Consider the following 18,669-nt stretch of genomic DNA (forward strand, 5'->3'; position numbering starts at 1 on the left):
TAATTACAGATCTTAAATAAGGATGTTATGATACCGCCCTTGGTGGCTTAAAAATGGAGGAAAGTAATGAATGAGGTAATGTAAACCTATGAGAAGTTAACTTTTCCTTAATTAGCGGATAAAAAACACTGCTTAAGGTTAAGATGCTCTGTGGCATCGACATTTGAAGACCAAAACAGTGCAAGTGTACTGTTTTGAAAGGCAACTGCATATCTTGGTCATAATCTGCATCAATAACCGTTTTATCAAGATAATGCATTTTAAAAAAACTGTAGATCGTCGTTTCAGGATGCAGATGTTTATGCTGCACATAATGCTGCACAAGCAAGGGCAAGCGGGCAAACTCACCCAGTTGTGTCATCTGCATTAAAAAAATCAGGAGAAATAATCGTGCTATTCTTTTTTTCATAAAACGTCGGTTACATACCGTTGGATTTTATTTACCTAATCTGTTTGGATTCGCCCTTCCTGGATATAGCCCATTTGGATCGTTGAGGAGCAAATTTTGCTTGCTTATTTTTTCCTTTCTTAAGGGTATCCGTTGCTATGTTCTTCCTTTCGTTTTCTCCATTTTGGTTCCTGATCTTTTTAGGCTCAAAAGAACTATCCTGCTCAATAATTTCGAAATTATGCCTGCTGCCATAAATAGATCCCGAAGGGGTGCTTAATGGCATTTTCCCGGTTACCATAATCCGGAAATTATATTAAAGCAAGCTATCATTAATTTTGTTTTCATGTTAAACAGCAATCGTTGTTTCCCTACAAATTGTCCTTCACTACATTTTACTTTCAACAGATTGTTGCTATAATAGTTAAAATCAGCGAGAAGCCGGTAGCTTTGTTTTTTATTAGTAGTTGTTTTTAACGCTGCAAATGTATTTCTATAAAGCATATAAATCAAAGCGATATTATTTATAATGGTATAGATGAAATCTATATAGTTAGGGTCCTGTAAATAACAATTTTATAGGTAAAAATGCCTGGTTATTTGTTGCAGGGCTGAGGTCTTTGACAAACCGGTCAATTAGCTATTGGCGATAAGGGTTCACAATACCGGGAAAGGGAGCTGAATTGCTTTTATTGATGGCTAATGGTTAGGTAATACATTTCGAAAATTTAAATTGTTCCAATTTTTGAAGGGAACACCCGGATACATGGAATTGACAAAACCCTGTCACTATTATTGCAATAATATTATCACACGTTACCTGGTTTTGCATTTTTTGAAACATTTTTCGAGGCCACAAACAAGGCTCTTCCACGTTTTTGGTATAATCAATAACCATCCAAACCACAGTTGGTTGTGTTAACCGCGTTTGGCAAAAAAACTGGGCAAAGCTTACGTGCAGGTTATTAAGCGGGGCATTCATTAATGCCGGATCGAGTGTTGGATCGGACGCGCTGAACTGGCCCGAAAGTACTACACTGTCCTTCACCTTAATAATATAGCCTTCAACCGTAAAACTTAACTCGGGCATTGGTATAAAGGTAAAGCCCAATCTTGCATTTTCAGATCGCTCCTGTTTAAGATTAGGGATGCCTGCCGCCTTAGGTATCGGGCTATAGTTTGGTGCTATCTTCACTTCAGATATTACGGAACCCTGCACGTTGGTGAATGTATTGCTGTAATTTATCTGCTGTAGTAATGGCCCCTGAATCCTGTGCCTAATGATCCGCGAATATTAAAGTTCTGGGCCACTTTATAACCTGTAGCAAATTTTGTGGTAAAACTCGACCCATAAACCAAAAAGTGGCTGATGGATTTTGCCGATCTGTATGAGCATTATGGGGCTCCGTAACTGCATAATCATTTCCGCTCCGGCGAATCATTTAAAACTTAGCGAACTTCTTTTTAAAATTATCTTATCAATACATGCTCCTATTGCATATACAACATGTGCCTCCAGAAAGTCTTCGTTTCGCTGCATCCACTCACTTCCCAGTTTAAATAGGATTGCCCCCTTTCCATCATTAAATTTTATTTTCCAGACATGCCATGACTTAAAGTAAGCACTCGAGATTTGAACTAAATGTGCGGTTCCATCCTCTAACTTAATCTTATATTTCATTGTTGTGCGTTTTTTAATTATTGATATGCTAAATAGACGTTGATAAGCAAATGGGTATTGTTGTTAAAGAATGGTTTTAACTTTATTTAACGATAGCATAAGGAGTATTCACAATTGCTACTGCCATCCGCCGCCAAGCGATCGATATAAATAGACAATTGCCTGAAGTTGTTGCAGCCGGTCATTAATGCTATTTAATTGTGCAGTCAATAAGTTTTGCTGTGCCGTAAGCACCTCTGTATAATTTGCTGATCCATAACGAACTAGTTGCTGCGTATAATCTACTGATTTCTCGAGATTATCCAACTGCGAAACCCTGGTGATGGCTTTTTCTCCCGCGGCTTGGTAGGACATCAGGGCGTTCGACACATCCTGCCCCGCGCTTAAAACAGTAGATTGAAAATTCAAAAGCGCCTGTTTTTGTTGTTCTTTGGCCACCTGCAATCGTGTTTTATTGGTGCCCTTATTAAAAATAGGTTGTGTTAAACCGGCGGCCAGGTTTCCTACCAATGATCCCACACCGAAAAAGGATACGTAACTAGAATAGCCACCGGAGCCGGTTAAGGTAAAGGATGGATAAAAATAAGTCCGGGCCATATTGGTTAGTTCGTAGGCATTTCTGAAACCATATTCGGCTGCCAAAACATCGGGTCTGTTGGCCAGCATTTGGGCCGGGATACCGAGGGTTAGCCTGGCAATCGGTTTTTGATCGTCAATTTTAGCTCGTGCAACAGGGCCTGGAACTCTGGCCAGCAATAAATTGATTATGTTTTCTGTTTGCCAAATGCTTTGTTTTAAATCCGGGATGGTTACCTTAACGGCGTACTTACTGGCCTCGCTTTGTACAACAGCAGCACCAGTAACAACGTCGGCATTTTTCAGGTCCTTCATTACATCCACCGTGGTCTGCCAATTCTTTACACTTTGTTCGGTAATTAGCAACTGCCTATCTAAAGCCATCAGGTAATAATAATTATTAGCAATATCGGCAACCAACGCAGTTTGCACAGCCCTGGCATTTGCTGATGATTGTAAAAGAGAAGCCAACTGAGCCTTTTTTGCACTTTTTAATTTACCCCAAATGTCAGCTTCCCAGCTTGCTGTCAATCCAGTCGAATATTCGCGACCATTGTTAACATTCTTGGAACCAGCAGCGTTAGAAAAGCCCGACCATGTTAAACCGGCATTTGCATCAATACCAGGATAATAAGCCGCCTTACTCTGATTATAATAAGCCTGTGCTTGCCCGGTTACGGAATAAGCTGTTTGAAGGTTAATATTATGACTAATACCCTCGGTGATCAATTTTTGCAGCAGCGTGTCTGTAAAAATTTCGTTCCAGTGCAGTTTTGCGATGGAATTCGTATCTATACTATTATAATCCCTGAATAACTGTGTATTAATGGGTGCCGGTTTTTTATAGGGCTTTGTTACATGACAGGCAGCAAACATGCCCAACGTAACTGCAAGTACTCCTATTTTTATAATATTTTTCATGCTGTTATTTGGTTGGATTCGGGTGAATCGTGTTTGAATGATCTGTAGATGGGTCGATACTAGTTGTTGCTATTTTATCCTTTTTAACCTTTTCCTGCAATGTTTGGAATAGGATGAATAGCACAGGTGTAATAAAGACCCCAAATAGCGTACCTATTAGCATACCACCTACCGCACCGGTACCAATAGAACGATTTCCATTAGCTCCCGCACCCGTGGCTACCGTTAATGGGATAAGCCCAAAAATGAATGCAAACGACGTCATTAATATGGGGCGAAGCCTGGCTTGCGCGCCGCTTAACGCTGCTTCCACAACGCCCATCCCGGCTCTGCGTCTTTCGACAGCAAACTCAACAATCAGTATAGCATTTTTTGATAAGAGACCAATGAGCATGATCAGGGTTATCTGAAGGTAAATATTATTGTTTATGCCAAACAAATAAGCGAAAATGAAAGCCCCGGCTAAACCAATGGGGATGGTAAGCAAAATGGACAGCGGTAAAATATAGCTTTCGTACTGACCACTTAATATCAGGTAAACAAATACTAAACAAAGCAGGAAAATGTAAATGGTTTGGCTGTTGCCGGAAAGCTCCTGCCGCGTTATACCTGAATATTCATAACCATAACCTTGCGGCAACTGCTGTGCTGCAGCCTGCTGGATAGCGGCTACGGCCTGCCCCGAGCTATAACCCATATTTGGTGAGCCGTTGATGTTAATGGAGTTAAAAAGGTTAAAGCGTGTGATGGATTGCGGTCCGTAATCTTGTGTCAATGTCACAAATTCAGTAACGGGAATCATCTCCCCTAACGAATTTCTTACAAATACAGAATTCATGCTTTGCGGTGTAGCCCTGTATTCTGGCGAAGCCTGTACCATAACCCGATATTGCTGCCCGAATTGGGTGATGTTTGAGGCATATATCCCACCAAAATACCCTTGCATAGCGCCGGTAACATCGGTAACATTTAATCCTGCCTCTTTAATTTTAGGCACATTTACATCCATTAAATATTGCGGGAAATTGGGATTAAATGAAGTTGTTGCGAACTGTATTTCGGGCCGCTCGGTGAGCGCCGATAAAAAATCCTGGCCTATTTTATAAAACTGCGCAATGCTTCCGCCCGTTTTATCCTGCAACTGGAAAGCAAAGCCGTTGGTTGCACCAAAACCTTGTATAGTTGGCGGAGCCACAAACTTAATTTCGGCTTCTGTAATTGTGGCTGCCTTTTGTGTCAGTTCTTTAATGATTACCTGAATATCTCTTTTTCTTTGCGTCCATGGGATCAACTTCATAATTACCATACCGTAATTATTGCCATTGCCAGAAAGCGGACCGCGCCCATTAACCGCAAGAATGTTGTTTACTTCGGGTATAGTGCGACCGAGTGCTTCAATTTTACGTGTTACCTTATTTGTTCTGTCAAGCGAAGCGCCTGGCGGGAGGCTGATGTTACAGCTGATCGAACCAAGATCTTCGTTTGGGACAAAGCCTGTAGGGGTAGATTTAGCTATAAAAAACAACAATATTACAAAGATTAAAAGCAACGAAACAGGAATCCATTTTTTACGACTGAAAAAAGTAACCGCCTGTATATAACGGTTGCTCATACGGTCAAAGGCTGTATTAAATGCCAGGTAAAACTTTTGTATAAAGCTTAACCTTTTGTTTTCCTTATCGTGTCCTTTTAAAAAAAGCGCGCATAATGCCGGGCTTAAGGTAAGCGCGTTAACAGCAGAAAGAATAATAGCGATAGCCAGTGTCAACCCAAACTGTTTATAGAAAACACCGGAAGAACCACCGATAAAGCTAACTGGTATAAACACCGCTGACATGACCAGCGTTATCGAAACAATGGCACCTGAAATTTCACTTAGTGCATCAATACTGGCTTCTCTTGCAGAGTGATACCCGGCATCCAGCTTAGCATGTACCGCTTCCACCACTACTATGGCATCATCTACAACTATTCCAATAGCTAAAATAATGGCAAACAGGGTTAACAGATTGATGGTAAAACCGAAGATATTTAAAAAGAAAAAGGTGCCGATGATGGCTACCGGAACGGAGATAGCCGGTATAAGAGTAGACCGGAAGTCCTGCAGAAAAATAAACACAACAATGAACACTAAAATAAAAGCCTCCAGCAAGGTGTGCAATACTTTATCAATAGAGGCGATTAAAAAATCATCGGCATTTTGTAACGCGACATATTTTATACCATTTGGAAAATTTTTAGCGGCAATTGCCATGGCTTTGACCGTTTCCTGGATAACCTGATGTGCATTTGAACCAGCAACCTGCGAAACATCCATAGAAATGGCAGGATGACCATTCATGCGGGTGGAATTAAAATAATTTAGCGCCCCAAGTTCAATACGGGCAACGTCGCGTAGCCTAAGTACCCTACTCCGTGTATTTGAACGGACAACGATATCGCCGAACTGGGTTGTATCATTCAATGTGCCCGGATATTTAATCACATATTGAAATGCCTGGCCTCCCCTTTCACCAAACTGCCCAGGGGCTGCCTGTATATTCTGCTCAGCCAAAGCAGCGGTTATATCCGCCGGGACAAGCCCATAAGAGGCCATTACCTGGGCATTTAACCAGATACGCATGGAATAATCCATTTGACTGGCTAAAGTGGCATCTCCTACACCCTGGATCCTTTTTATTACAGGAACAATGTTGATATCGGCGTAATTTTGTAGAAAGGTTTGATCATAATTGGGGCTTTCACTATAAACTGAATACGTTATTAAACTGCTTGTTTGTTTTTTTTGTACTGTTACGCCTGCTTTTGTTACTTCTTGAGGTAATAAAGCGGATGCCCGGGATACCGCATTTTGCACATTGATGGCTGCCAAATTCGGATCGCTACCCACTTTAAAGCTTACTGTAATATTAGCAGAACCATCATTATTTGCGGTTGAAGTAAGGTAATCCATGTTTTCAACCCCATTAATTTGCTGCTCCAGCGGGATAACTACAGTTTTTAATACCACATCTGCACTTGCCCCGCTATAGGTAGCCTGCACCTGGACTGTGGGCGGTGCAATATCCGGGTATTGAGAAATTGGCAGAGTAAGCAATCCTACTATACCCAAGGTCACTATGATAATGGAAACGACTGTTGAAAGGACAGGACGTTCGATGAATTTTTTTAACATAATCTGGAGATAAATAGAAATGTTGCTGCCTATGGATTGCTATAAACGACCTCGGGACTCAATAGCTTTGGATTGATCTGCATATTCTCACGAAGAGAACTTATACCATCAACTACAATCAGCTGTCCGGCTTTAACTCCTTGCTGAACCACGTAGTTCTGTCCTGCACTTGCGCGAACCTTTAACTCCTGCGATTTGACTTTATTTGCAGCACCCACTACATAAACAAATAACTTACCCTGTATTTGATAAGTTGACTTTTGAGGAACCAGTAAGGCTGTATCTATTATTGTAGGAATACGCACAATGGCGCTGCTTCCGCTGCGTACCAAACCACTCGGATTCTTGAAAGTGGCTCTCATATTAATGGCGCCCGTTTGTGCGTTGATAAGCCCGCTAGCAGTTTCTACCTTCCCCTTGGTTGCCAATTGTGTTCCATTAGCCAATACTAAAATAACAGGCGGCAACGTGGTCAGTTTTTGCTGCATCGTGCCCCCTTTGGCGGCTGCAAAAAAGTCAAGTCCTTGCCGTTCATTAATTGAGAAGTAGGCGTAAATACTTTCAATATTTGACACCGTGGTTAATGGATTGACTGTAGTGCTGCTGATTAGACTGCCAATTTTATAAGGCAGCACGCCGATTACCCCATTTGCAGGGCTATAAATTGTTGTGTAACTCAAGTTTGTTTTTGCGTTATTAAGTGCGGCCTTTGCCTGTGCAAGGGCCGCTTGTTTTGCTTCCAGAGTATATTGCGCCGATTTAAGTTCAAAAGGACTAACAATATCCTTTTCGACGATGGGCTTTACCTTCTCCACCTGCATTTGAGCAGCGTTTACATCAGCCACTGCAATTTTTATATTGGCTTCGGCAGTTCTTACATCCTGCTCATATTGTGGCGCATTAATACTAAAAAGTAATTGCCCCCGCTTAACTGATACTCCCTCATCAACATAAATATTTTCAACATATCCGTCAATCTTAGGCCTGATCTCAATGTTTTGGATACCTAGTATAGATGCCGGATAATCTGCGTTGATTTCGGCTTTCCTTTGTGTGAGTTTCATCACCGTATAGGTTTTAGGCTGTATTTTTGTCGTCTTCGTTCCGCCCCCTCCGCACGAAGATAAAATTAGCAAAGCCAGGAATGGCAAGGGAGACAAAACGATTTTAAGCTGATTCATATTATAAAAATAATTAAAATAGTCGACAAATTTTAAACGTAAATCACTGGTTACTATTGTTTTCTATATTGGGTACCACAGCCATCTATATCAATTCTTTTATCTCGGTATCTGTAATAGGTACCTGCGCACGCCGATTAAATAACCTCCATTTCACCGCCTCAAGTCGGACCGCTATAGTCTCTCTTTGCAACTTGTAAAGAGAGTTTTGCTTTTTAATGAATTTTCAAGTTGTATCTGATACATTTAGGGGCATATTTTGAATTCGATTCCCTTACCAAATACAGTAATCTTAGGGCAGCCTGTTTAAAACCAGGTATTAACTCCAGCCTAATAAAAATAATTCAGCTATAAAATCTCAAAATAAAAGGTAATAAAATAGCTAAAAACTGATTCCTAATTGCAGCGCAGTAGTGTATGATCCAGGCAGGTTATTGCCAAACCGCGCAGGTTCGCTTAATGAAAGATAAACCTGGTAATCTTTTTTACTCATAATTATTTTACTGAATACAGGAGTGACCCCATACCTGCCGTCTGTCTGAAAAGCTAGCCTTGGGATAATGGTAAAACCATTATGAAAACGGAACATAACTCCGGGGTGGAAAAGCATATAATTCATTTTGGTTGATCCACCCTGTGAAAGCATAAACGGCACCATTTCGAAACTAAAACCTAAATGATCGCTCTTTAAAAGGTTAAGTCCGAATGGTAAGCCGAACGCGGAACTTTTTGAAAAATTGGCTGTAAAGCCATTATTATTAAAAGTACCTATTGGTACCAATACAGCGAAAAAACCTGTAACTCGTGGATAATTAGGAGCAGGCTGCTCCTGTTGGGCAAAGCTATTTTTAAAAAACAAACAAAGTATCAAAATTGCAATGGCCCCTTTAATTCTTAAATTTTTCATATTGATATAAATTAATTTCCGGGAAAGTAAGACCGATAATTTGTGTTAATTCTGTCTGCTTTTTGTATAAATTCTGAATATGATAAATTTTCAATTAAACTAAATAGGATTTAGAAATCTTTGAAAGTGATATGATAGAGCTGTAAAATTAAGTTGAAATATTGGGATAATTACACCCAAAAACAGCACTGTTTAGCTATAAACGATGATTTTATGAATGATTATCCTATATTTAGAAATTTCGATTGATGGATTTGTACCGCCTGCTTTCCGGCTACCACATTAAAAAACAACCAGTCATTTTACAGGTAAGGGCAGGTTATGAAAATAATGTTTTGTTTATACAACAAAGGTTTCAAATAGACAAACCTGTTGTTTTTATCAGCCATAATTTTGTCCCATAATCAATTACAAAACGATTAATATGGGAACAACTACAAGGCGGGAGTTTCTTTCCGCAACATCACTTTCAACTATGGGAGTTGTAATAGCAGCAACAGGGATGAATGCACTATCGACGGAAACAGCCGCTGCATCACCATCAAAAAAATTCCATTCAGCGCCTGCGCAAGCCGAGTTGGAAGATTTTGTATTTGATATGGCCAATAGTAAAGCTGGCTGGTTGGGTGCAGGTGGCAGTGCCAGGGAAGCCACAGTAGAGGAGTTCCCGGTATCTCAAAGTATTGCAGGAGTTATAATGCGGTTGAACCCCGGGGGCTTTCGCGAACTGCATTGGCACTCCATAGCCGGGGAGTGGGCCTTTATTTTAGAAGGAAAGGTACGCACAACTGTTATCACTCCTGGCGGGACAACATCAACAGATGAATTTGAAGTGGGCGATATTTGGTTTTTTCCCAAGGGGTATGGGCATAGTTTGCAGTGTGTGGGTAATGAGCCGTGCGCTTTTGTGCTTGGTTTCGACAATGGTCATTTTTCAGAGTTTGGGACTTTTAGCATAACAGATTGGGTGAGTCATACCCCGCCTGATCTCATCGCCCGTAATTCGGGACTGCCCCTTAGTGTTTTGGCATCCTTACCTAAAAAAGAGCTGTACATTGGAAAAGGCAAGATCGCAGCGGAACAAAGCCCCAGCAATTTGAACCCGGCTATCCCCGCCAGTTTTTCCTCTCATAAATTTCGCCTGGAGACTGATGGTATTAAACAGGAATTTAAAGGCGGTTATATTAAGGTTGTGTCTTCAAAAGAATTTCCGATACAAAACACATTAACATCGCTCCGAATGAACATTGAGCCAGGCGCCATACGCGAATTGCACTGGCACCCTAATGCTGATGAGTGGCAATATGTGATAAGCGGCCAGGGACGTGTAACCATTTTCGGTTCGCATGGACGGGTTAAAACCATGGATTATGGCAAAGGGATGGTATCTTTTATTAAACAAGGTTATGGCCATTATATTGAAAATACTGGAAAAGAAACTTTGAAGCTGGTAGTGCTTTTCAACAGCCCGGTATACCAGGAATTGACCCTGAACGACTGGTTAAATGCTAATCCGGCCCAACTTGTTGCCGATCACTTTGGCCTCACTTTAGATCAGGCCAAATCCGTATCCAAACATCAAACAGGGATCTTTTAATGAACCTCAAAAAAACGTTAGATAATTATTAATCTGATAATTTATGACCATCAAGGAAAGTCCAACTAAAGGAGTACCTGTTATTAAAATAAACCGTAACCAGAGGTTGGCGACTATGGATAAGCTTGCTATAGAAGAGCCCTTAGAAATAAGGCTTGCTTTTGGTGCAGACCTGAACAGGACAGTAAAAAGTATCTCAGTAACCATGCGCACGCCCGGCAGCGATGCGGAACTGGCAACCGGTTTTTTATTTACAGAAGGGATTATAAAAGACATGAACGACCTGGCTTCTGTAAACCATTGTTTTATTGCCTGCGCAGAGAATAAAGAAAATGTGATACAGGTTGAGCTGAGTGAAGATGCAATACCTGAACTGAAAAACACAGAACGTAATTTTTATACCACCTCAAGCTGTGGTGTTTGTGGTAAAGGATCAATTGCTGCCATAAAAACTGTAAGCGCTTTTCAGCCCGGCCAAAACGAAGATTTTTTTATTACCCGGGAAATGATGCTGGAGCTACCAGATCGCTTAAGGCTTTACCAGGACATTTTTGACGTTACCGGGGGCTTGCATGCATGTGCTTTATTCAATACCAGTGGAGAACTTTTATTGCTTCGCGAAGATGTTGGAAGGCATAATGCGCTAGACAAACTAATTGGCGCCGCGTTGGAAAAAGATTTATTACCACTGGAAAACGCCGTGCTATTGTTAAGTGGCAGGGCCAGTTTTGAATTGGTACAGAAAGCAGCAATGGCTGGCATTAATATTATTGGAGCAATTGGAGCACCCTCCAGCCTGGCGGTACAACTGGCCGGTGAGTTTGGAATAACCTTAGTTGGTTTTTTACGCCAGCAGCGATTTAATATTTATACAATGGGACAACGTATTTTAATACCGAAGTATGAAAATTAGAATAAAAGAAAACGCATTGCGATATCGCCTTACCAAAAGCGATATCTCCGGCTTGGCCGATAATGGCTACTTACAGGAACAAACCAGTTTTGCAGAGCAACCGTTGATTTATGCATTAAAGGCTGTAGAAGATGATACATTAAGTGCAGGGTTTTCTGGCAATACCATAACCCTATTTATGCCGAAGCAAATGGCCGCCGAACTAATCAATACAGAAAAGGTCGGTTTTAAAGCTATAAACGGTGCTCTGCAACTGCTGGTTGAAAAAGATTTTACCTGCCTGGATAATGTGGATGAAGACCAAAGCGATAATTATCCCAATCCACTGGCATTTCAAAAGGACTAAATTACGTAGTTATGGCAACAAATAAAGAGACCCCTTCGGCTGAAAATCCGGAAAAGTTATTGAATTTAAAATCAACCGGACCAAAAAAGTGGGCTGCCGGCATCCCGGCTGTAGTGGCAGCTTTAAGCGATGTAATTGAAGAGGGTATTCCTTTTAGAGGAACCGGGGCATTATTTGTAATGAACCAGAAAGGGGGCTTTGATTGTTCCAGTTGCGCCTGGCCCGATCCTGATGATGACCGGTCACCGGTGGGTGAGTATTGCGAGAATGGAGCGAAGGCGCTGGCAGAAGAAGCAACTACTAAAAAAGTAACGGCCGATTTTTTTGCGCAGAATTCCATAGTTGACCTGGCTAATTTAACCGACTTTGAGATCGGTAAAAAAGGACGGCTAACCGAACCGATGTATTTGCCTGAAGAAGGCACGCATTACCAGCCGATTAGCTGGGATGATGCTTTTACAAAAATTGCTCAACATTTAAATGCGCTGGAATCACCTGATGAGGCTATTTTTTATACATCCGGCCGTACCAGCAATGAAACCTCGTTTTTGTACCAGCTATTTGCAAAAGAGTTTGGTACCAATAATATGCCCGATTGCTCTAACATGTGCCACGAGTCCTCCGGTACCGCTTTAAGGCCAACAATTGGTATTGGCAAAGGGACAGTAACACTGAATGATTTTTATGATACGGATCTGGTAGTGATCATCGGTCATAATCCTGGCACCAATGCACCACGTATGATGTCTGCGCTTGAGAAGGGGAAAAAGAACGGGGCAAAGATCATCGCCATCAATCCTCTGCCTGAAGCGGGTTTAATGGCTTTCAGAAACCCCCAGGAGATCAAAGGAATTTTAGGAACGGGTGCACAGCTGGCGGACCTTTATCTTCCGGTTAAAATAAACGGTGATATGGCTTTGTTAAAAGCTTTTGAAATGCTGCTGCTTGAAGCAGAAAGAACATCACCCGGAAAAGTACTGGACAATGAATTTATAGCCGGAAATACCGTTGGTTATAGTGAATTTATTAAACAGTTTAATAACTATGAGTTAGACGAACTGGCCATTGCCGCCGGGTTGCCGTCGGCCGATATTCGCCTTGCTGCTGATATGCTGGCAAATAATAAGCGGATCATCTTTTGCTGGGGCATGGGCTTGACACAGCAGCCCAATGGCGTGGAAATGATCAGGGAGATCGTCAACATCTGCCTGATGAAGGGAAGTATAGGCAAACCTGGTGCAGGCGTATGCCCGGTTCGGGGGCACAGCAATGTACAGGGTAACCGCACCATGATGATTGACGAAAAACCCACACAAAAACAACTTGACCGTTTAAAAGAGGTTTTTGGATTTGAACCACCGCGCGAACACGGGTATGATGTGGTGAATGCTATCAAAGCGATGCATGCAGGAAAAGCAAAGGTATTCTTTGGCATGGGGGGTAATTTCCTTTCGGCCACACCAGATACCACCTATACTGCCGAAGCGCTGCGTCAGCTAAGACTGAGTGTTCATGTCTCCATTAAGCTTAACCGCAGTCACCTGGTGCATGGAAAAGAGGCCTTAATATTGCCAACCTTATCAAGGAGCGATAAAGATATGGTAAATGGCGAGCTGCAATTTATCAGCACTGAAAACTCGATGGGTGTGGTGCAGTCATCCAAAGGCATCTTAAAACCTGTCTCTGATCAGCTGATCAATGAGACACATATCGTTTGCAGAATGGCCATGGCAACTTTAGGCAGCCGGTCCGTGGTGGATTGGAGTCGCTACATGAACTGTTATGACGATATCAGGGATATTATTGAAAAATGTATCCCGGGCTTTGAAAATTACAATATGCGTGTGCGGCAGAAGAGCGGGTTTTATTTACCCAACGGGGCCAGGGATGGTAAGTTCATTACGGATAAATTTGGAGATAAAGCGCCATTTACTATTACAAAATTACCTGTAAATACGCTGGCTGATGATGAATACATGATGGCATCAACCCGTACCCATGACCAGTTCAATACCACCATATATGGATTGGAAGACCGCTATCGCGGAATAAAAAATGAACGGCGGGTTGTGTTTATGAACCAGAAGGATATGGATAATGCCGGATATACCGAAGGGGAAAAGGTAGACTTGTTTAATTACGACGATGGTATAGAGCGCGTAGCACGATTATTTGTAGTGGTTTCTTACCCAATTCCCGAACGCAATACGGTGACCTATTTTCCGGAAACCAATGTATTACTATCGATAAATAATGTTGTTGGCGAAAGCAATATGCCCGCGGCAAAGTTTATCAGGATAAAAATAAAAAAACATCAATCGCTGGTATAGTAGTTATGGAATTGATTGCTCTATATAAGTAAGCTATACAACAAATTAATCTAATAATCAACATAAAGACAAACCATTATGAATAATTATAAGCGTTGGGGAATTGCCATAGCCGGTGTATTACTGCAAATGGCGTTAGGAGCTGTATATGCATGGAGCGTATTCCGGGTTCCGCTTGCAAAGCAATTTAACTGGTCAATCTCAGAAGTCACTCTTACCTTCACTATTGCGATCATGTCGTTGGGGTTTGCTTCATTCTTCGGTGGACTTTGGTTGAAGCGGGTTGGCCCCCGTGTGGTGGCACTTACAGGCGGCGTGTTGTATGGCGCAGGAGTCTTCCTTGCCAGCTATTCGTACCACGGGTTGTGGTGGCTATACCTGACATATGGTGTTATTGGTGGAATCGGACTTGGCTTCTCGTATATTGTTCCCATTTCAGTATTGGTGAAGTGGTTTCCCGACCGTCGCGGTTTAATGACGGGTATTGCCGTGGGAGGCTTTGGAGCAGGGGCGCTGATAACGGCGCCGGTTGCTACGCGACTGATTCAAAGCGTGGGCGTGTTGCAGACCTTTGCTTATCTTGGCATCGTTTACATGATTACCACTGTGATTCCAGGCTATTTCATGCAGAACCCGCCAGAGGGATGGCAGCCCCGGGGATGGACGCCTGGTAAAAATCAGCAGGTGCGGAAAAGCACTAAAGACTTTACGCTTGGCGGTGCATTGAAGACCTGGCAATGGTGGGCCTTGTGGCTCCTGCTCTTCCTGAATACCTCGGCAGGGATCTCGATCATTTCCCAGGAAGCTCCTCTGTTTCAGGATCTGACTAAGGTTACTGCGATCATAGCCGCGGGCATGATCGGCATTGTGAGTATTGGGAACGCATTGGGACGTGTTTTCTGGGCATGGGCTTCCGACCTGATGAGCCGGCGGACCACCTTCGCCGTGATGTTTATTGTGCAGATCGGGCTGTTCTGGGTTCTTCCGGGTCTCAATTCCGCAACCAGTGTTACGGGTATCGTCTTTATTATCCTGATGTGCTATGGCGGCGGATTTGGCACCATGCCCGCATTTGTTGCAGATTACTTCGGGCCGACTAACGTGGGTTCCATCTACGGACTTATACTAACAGCCTGGGGATTTGCAAGCGCTTTCGGACCCCTCCTGATCGCCCATATGCGCCAAACAAGCGGGGCTTATGCAACCGGGCTGCATATAATTGCGGTAATAATGGCAGTTTCGGTTATTTTGCCTTTGCTGGTAAGGTCCCCGGCCGGTCGCAGCAATCATAGCGATATTTACAATTTGCACTAAGGCAAGATGATCGATCATTAAACAACTGTCATGTAATAGACAATATTTTCCAAATAATGTGAAACTGACGAAAGTATACCATCGCAGATACGAAATGATGTAAGGTGTTTTTCACATCATCTTACATCATCGTTTTGTATTCCATTAACCTTAAGCCTTTCCTTTTTGCAAATACTTTGCATAAATGGCTTGCATCATTAAATCCACATTCAAAAGCTATGTTTGTGATCGGGTCACTGGTGTTCTTTAATTTATCGCAAACCCTTTCAATTCGCAGATCTTCCAAATATAAATGGATCGTTTTGCCAAAGTACTGCTTAAAAAGTTTATTCAGATAAACCGGGTGAAAACCCAGCCGGGTGGCGAGGTTATCTAAGGTCCACTTCTCAGCATAGCTTTCCTGTAACAGGTTCCGGATCTTTTTTACCTGGTAAGGGATCAGTTTTTTTTCTCCCAGGTCCCGCCTTGATAATTCAACTGCACTTTCCAGCACCAGGCCCTCCAATAGCAGATTTGAAGCGTTGCCTGGTTTCCTGAATTCATTAAAGATCCTGAAAAAGAGATGTGATATATGTTGATTGTCGACAACGGAGAAATCGTCAAATCTTATTTTGGCATCCTTTAATTTTTCTAACCAAAGGGTATCAAACTCTACAAATAAGCAGGTGCGGGCATTTTCCCGGATAACTGTCTTATGCTCCCGGTCTTTTGGATAGATCAATAGTTGCCCTTCGCCAATAAGCAGGTCATCTTTTTTACCAATTTCCTGAAATGTTCCTTTTAAGGCAAAACAAAAATGTTCATTTTGATGATAATGCAGCGGTGAGGAAGATAATGGGGCATATTGCTGCTCTGATAATGATATTCCTCCTATACTAATGGCCTTTTTAGTAATGCCATAATATTCACCCGATCTAAGTGTTTCCAATTTGAAAAATATTTGTGTTATTGCATAATTAAATTTCACCCTTTACCCGGGCGTAACCACTAATATTGTGGTTAAAACACGCTTTTAAGAAAGTTCCTCATATGCTTAAAAGCGCCAATACCAAGTCGTTTTTTAAAATACCGCGCTATTAATCAACCAATTACATTAAAAACAATTAAAATGGCCGTAACAAAAACAACCAATATGCCACCGATAAATAAAAGATCGGCAATCCATTCAAAAAGGCCACCCCTTTTTATACTTCCACGAATGGAAAGGAATGAAAGAATACAACTAAGCATAAAGAAAAAAATAGCGACAATGTCCGTTTTATCAATAATTGTTCGCTGTGATAGCTTTAAAAATCTTAGGGATGTAAGTACCACAAAGCATAATCCCAATAAATTTGAGGATGCGTTCAAAATATGCGGCGCCTTTTCGTTTCCTTTATAAATCTTCATATCTGACATTGTAAAAATTTTTTTTATCATCCTATTTTTCGTCGTCTGCTTTAGTCTTAGGCAGTTCGATTAAAAATATAGTACCAACTCCAGACTGACTTTGAACATCCATTTCGCCGCCCAAAGTCTTTACCTGGCTTTTAACCATGAATAAGCCCATTCCTTTACCCTCAACATCCAGGTGAAAACGCTTATAAAGGCCGAATACTTCTTTTCCCTTGCTGCCAAGATCAATACCTCTCCCATTATCTTTAAAGCTGATCATCATCTTATTACCTTCTATCCATGATTTGATCTCAATTTCCAGTGATTTATCCTGTTGGCGATATTTAATACTATTAGAGACGAGATTGAAGAAAATGCTGTACAAATAACTTTTTATCGTAAAAAGCTCTCCTGCACTGGAAAAATCAGTTAAAACCCGGATATTTTCCCGTTCTATTACCAGGTGAAAACCAGTTAGTACATCCCTGAGCAGTTCCATGAAAATAATATCTTCCTTTTTTTCGTTGATTTCCCGCCGAACTTGTAAAATATGGTTAAGATCCATGACAATCTCATCCAGTTTCAGGATAGACTGAAACAGGAAATTCTCTGTCACAGTCCTTTCATTTAAAGAGAGGTCAACCTGCTTAAGAATTTGGGCCAGTCCAGTAATATTTGCCAGCGGAGCACGCAGGTTATGAGAAACAATATAAGAGAATTGTTCAAGGTCTTTGTTCCGCTGAACCAGATCATCGGTGATCCGGGCATGTTCAATTTTTACTAATTTAGCGGTTGTAATTTTGATAACGGAACAGCAAAGTCCTATTATTTTATCTTGTGCGTCTTTTACCGGATTCATACAGATATTGTACCATTCAGGTGTACCATTCAGCAATGGGTAACAAGCCTCATAATTTATAGGATCACCACTCATTGCAGCATACATTATATCCCTGAAACGTTCCTTGCGATCTTCATTCAGGAGTTGCCAAAAACAACAACCTTCTTGCAGCTGTGTGCCAAATGACTGCTCAGACCAATGATTGGCAATCGCATTGTAGGTTAATATTTGCAGATTGTTGTCCAGCAGCAAAAAGGCAATGTCGGTCGTTTTAAATATAGTGCGCAGGTGGGATTGTGATTTTTTTAGCGAATCATCTGCTTCTGCCAGGTTCCGGGTACCTTCAGCTACACTATGTTCCAAAAGTCTGTTTTTCATTAATATTTTATTGGCAACACAGGAGGTTATAAGTGCGGCAATTACCGAAATACCCGAATTAACAAAGGCAACCCAGGAGAGCGGAAGTGTCCGATTTAAAGTCAGATGCGTAACCAATATCAGGCAACAGGCAATAAGAGAATAAATAATAATCCGCTTTATAGGTTGTCCCACAACCAATAATACACAGCATACATATAAAACATCCACCTTTATTTTACCCGGTAACAGGTGGCTGATGCAAGTAATTGCTATCAGGCAACAAAATGCAAGTATATAGGCTTTATTAAAGTCCCGCTTTCCACGATCGGGACTTGGAATTATATTAAACATAATATTTTTAATTAACTCCTTTTTCATTTTTCAATTGAGTATAAGGAAGGCATGCTTTGAATATGTGATGATGATTCAGAGCCTATCTGGTATTTACCATAGCGCCATTTTTTAATCATTGGTTGTATTACCTGTTGCTGAAACCTTTCCTGTTCCAGATCTGCCGCATCCCGGTCATAAATACCTTTGGCTTCTGCAACATGGGCCTTCTGAAGTCCAAAGGAGAAAATGTTCCGGTTGATATTCGTTAAATAGAGTGAGCCAAAGGCGGCATTCCAGTTTTGTGAAGGCCCTGCAGTAGTAGCGACTAACCCTGGCAAGCCGGAAGGCAGCCCATTTAAACCGTTTATAGTTCCATATGCCTGCTGGGCTGATAAAGTAAGATCAGGCAGACCATCCCTTTTGGCGCTGGTA

The 18,669-nt window shown here is 41.6% G+C and carries 16 protein-coding genes and 1 pseudogene; 5 read left to right on the forward strand and 12 right to left on the reverse strand.

Annotated features, from left to right (window positions below; all coding sequences use genetic code 11):
- Positions 1–25 precede the first annotated feature (25 nt).
- From JWQ54_RS05470 to JWQ54_RS05505, 8 genes are all read right to left on the reverse strand, one after another.
- Positions 26–409: a hypothetical protein gene (locus tag JWQ54_RS05470; RefSeq protein ID WP_299581357.1), complete on the reverse strand. Its 384-nt coding sequence runs from the start codon at positions 407–409 to the stop codon at positions 26–28.
- Between the two features lie 31 nt (positions 410–440).
- The gene (locus JWQ54_RS05475) at positions 441–689 is read right to left on the reverse strand and encodes a hypothetical protein (RefSeq protein ID WP_299581359.1); all 249 of its coding nucleotides are present in this window, start codon (positions 687–689) and stop codon (positions 441–443) included.
- A gap of 405 nt (positions 690–1,094) precedes the next feature.
- The gene (locus JWQ54_RS05480; RefSeq protein ID WP_367187086.1) at positions 1,095–1,583 is read right to left on the reverse strand and encodes a hypothetical protein; all 489 of its coding nucleotides are present in this window, start codon (positions 1,581–1,583) and stop codon (positions 1,095–1,097) included.
- 243 nt (positions 1,584–1,826) lie between these two features.
- Positions 1,827–2,069, reverse strand: a complete 243-nt coding sequence (locus JWQ54_RS05485; protein ID WP_299581361.1) for a hypothetical protein — start codon at positions 2,067–2,069, stop codon at positions 1,827–1,829.
- Positions 2,070–2,186: 117 nt separating this feature from the next.
- Positions 2,187–3,566 carry an efflux transporter outer membrane subunit gene (locus JWQ54_RS05490; protein ID WP_299581363.1) on the reverse strand — a complete coding sequence of 460 codons (1,380 nt, stop codon included), beginning with the start codon at positions 3,564–3,566 and terminating at the stop codon, positions 2,187–2,189.
- A gap of 4 nt (positions 3,567–3,570) precedes the next feature.
- The gene (locus JWQ54_RS05495) at positions 3,571–6,741 is read right to left on the reverse strand and encodes an efflux RND transporter permease subunit (protein ID WP_299581365.1); all 3,171 of its coding nucleotides are present in this window, start codon (positions 6,739–6,741) and stop codon (positions 3,571–3,573) included.
- 29 nt (positions 6,742–6,770) lie between these two features.
- Positions 6,771–7,922 carry an efflux RND transporter periplasmic adaptor subunit gene (locus tag JWQ54_RS05500; RefSeq protein WP_299581367.1) on the reverse strand — a complete coding sequence of 384 codons (1,152 nt, stop codon included), beginning with the start codon at positions 7,920–7,922 and terminating at the stop codon, positions 6,771–6,773.
- Positions 7,923–8,304: 382 nt separating this feature from the next.
- Positions 8,305–8,829, reverse strand: coding sequence for a hypothetical protein (locus JWQ54_RS05505; protein ID WP_299581369.1), 525 nt, complete (start codon positions 8,827–8,829; stop codon positions 8,305–8,307).
- Positions 8,830–9,253: 424 nt separating this feature from the next.
- On the opposite strand from JWQ54_RS05505, the gene JWQ54_RS05510 reads away from it, so the two are divergent.
- From JWQ54_RS05510 to JWQ54_RS05530, 5 genes are all read left to right on the forward strand, one after another.
- Entirely contained in the window at positions 9,254–10,426 is a 1,173-nt protein-coding gene (locus JWQ54_RS05510) for a cupin domain-containing protein (protein ID WP_299581372.1), read from the forward strand.
- Between the two features lie 43 nt (positions 10,427–10,469).
- A complete protein-coding gene (gene fdhD, locus JWQ54_RS05515; protein WP_299581374.1) occupies positions 10,470–11,339 on the forward strand; it encodes a formate dehydrogenase accessory sulfurtransferase FdhD in 870 nt (289 codons plus the stop codon).
- Positions 11,329–11,685: a hypothetical protein gene (locus JWQ54_RS05520; protein WP_299581376.1), complete on the forward strand. Its 357-nt coding sequence runs from the start codon at positions 11,329–11,331 to the stop codon at positions 11,683–11,685. Before fdhD ends, JWQ54_RS05520 begins: the two co-directional genes overlap by 11 nt.
- Before the next feature lie 11 nt (positions 11,686–11,696).
- Complete coding sequence (locus JWQ54_RS05525; protein ID WP_299581379.1) at positions 11,697–14,015, forward strand: FdhF/YdeP family oxidoreductase; 2,319 nt, start codon at positions 11,697–11,699, stop codon at positions 14,013–14,015.
- 78 nt (positions 14,016–14,093) lie between these two features.
- The gene (locus tag JWQ54_RS05530) at positions 14,094–15,329 is read left to right on the forward strand and encodes an OFA family MFS transporter (protein ID WP_299581382.1); all 1,236 of its coding nucleotides are present in this window, start codon (positions 14,094–14,096) and stop codon (positions 15,327–15,329) included.
- A 121-nt stretch (positions 15,330–15,450) separates the two neighbouring features.
- Here JWQ54_RS05530 and JWQ54_RS05535 read toward each other — a convergent pair whose 3' ends face one another.
- The 4 genes and pseudogenes from JWQ54_RS05535 to JWQ54_RS05550 form a co-directional block, all read right to left on the reverse strand.
- Positions 15,451–16,257 carry an AraC family transcriptional regulator gene (locus JWQ54_RS05535; protein ID WP_299581385.1) on the reverse strand — a complete coding sequence of 269 codons (807 nt, stop codon included), beginning with the start codon at positions 16,255–16,257 and terminating at the stop codon, positions 15,451–15,453.
- A 152-nt stretch (positions 16,258–16,409) separates the two neighbouring features.
- A complete protein-coding gene (locus tag JWQ54_RS05540; RefSeq protein ID WP_299581388.1) occupies positions 16,410–16,718 on the reverse strand; it encodes a hypothetical protein in 309 nt (102 codons plus the stop codon).
- Positions 16,719–16,749: 31 nt separating this feature from the next.
- Positions 16,750–18,282 (reverse strand): PAS domain-containing sensor histidine kinase, encoded by a 1,533-nt coding sequence (locus JWQ54_RS05545; RefSeq protein WP_299581391.1) that lies wholly within the window; start codon positions 18,280–18,282, stop codon positions 16,750–16,752.
- A pseudogene (locus JWQ54_RS05550) lies at positions 18,279–18,669 on the reverse strand (hypothetical protein); the annotation flags it as partial. The gene JWQ54_RS05545 and the pseudogene JWQ54_RS05550, both read right to left, overlap by 4 nt.

It is taken from the genome of Mucilaginibacter sp. (assembly GCF_028288225.1).
Classification (GTDB): Bacteria; Bacteroidota; Bacteroidia; order Sphingobacteriales; family Sphingobacteriaceae; genus Mucilaginibacter.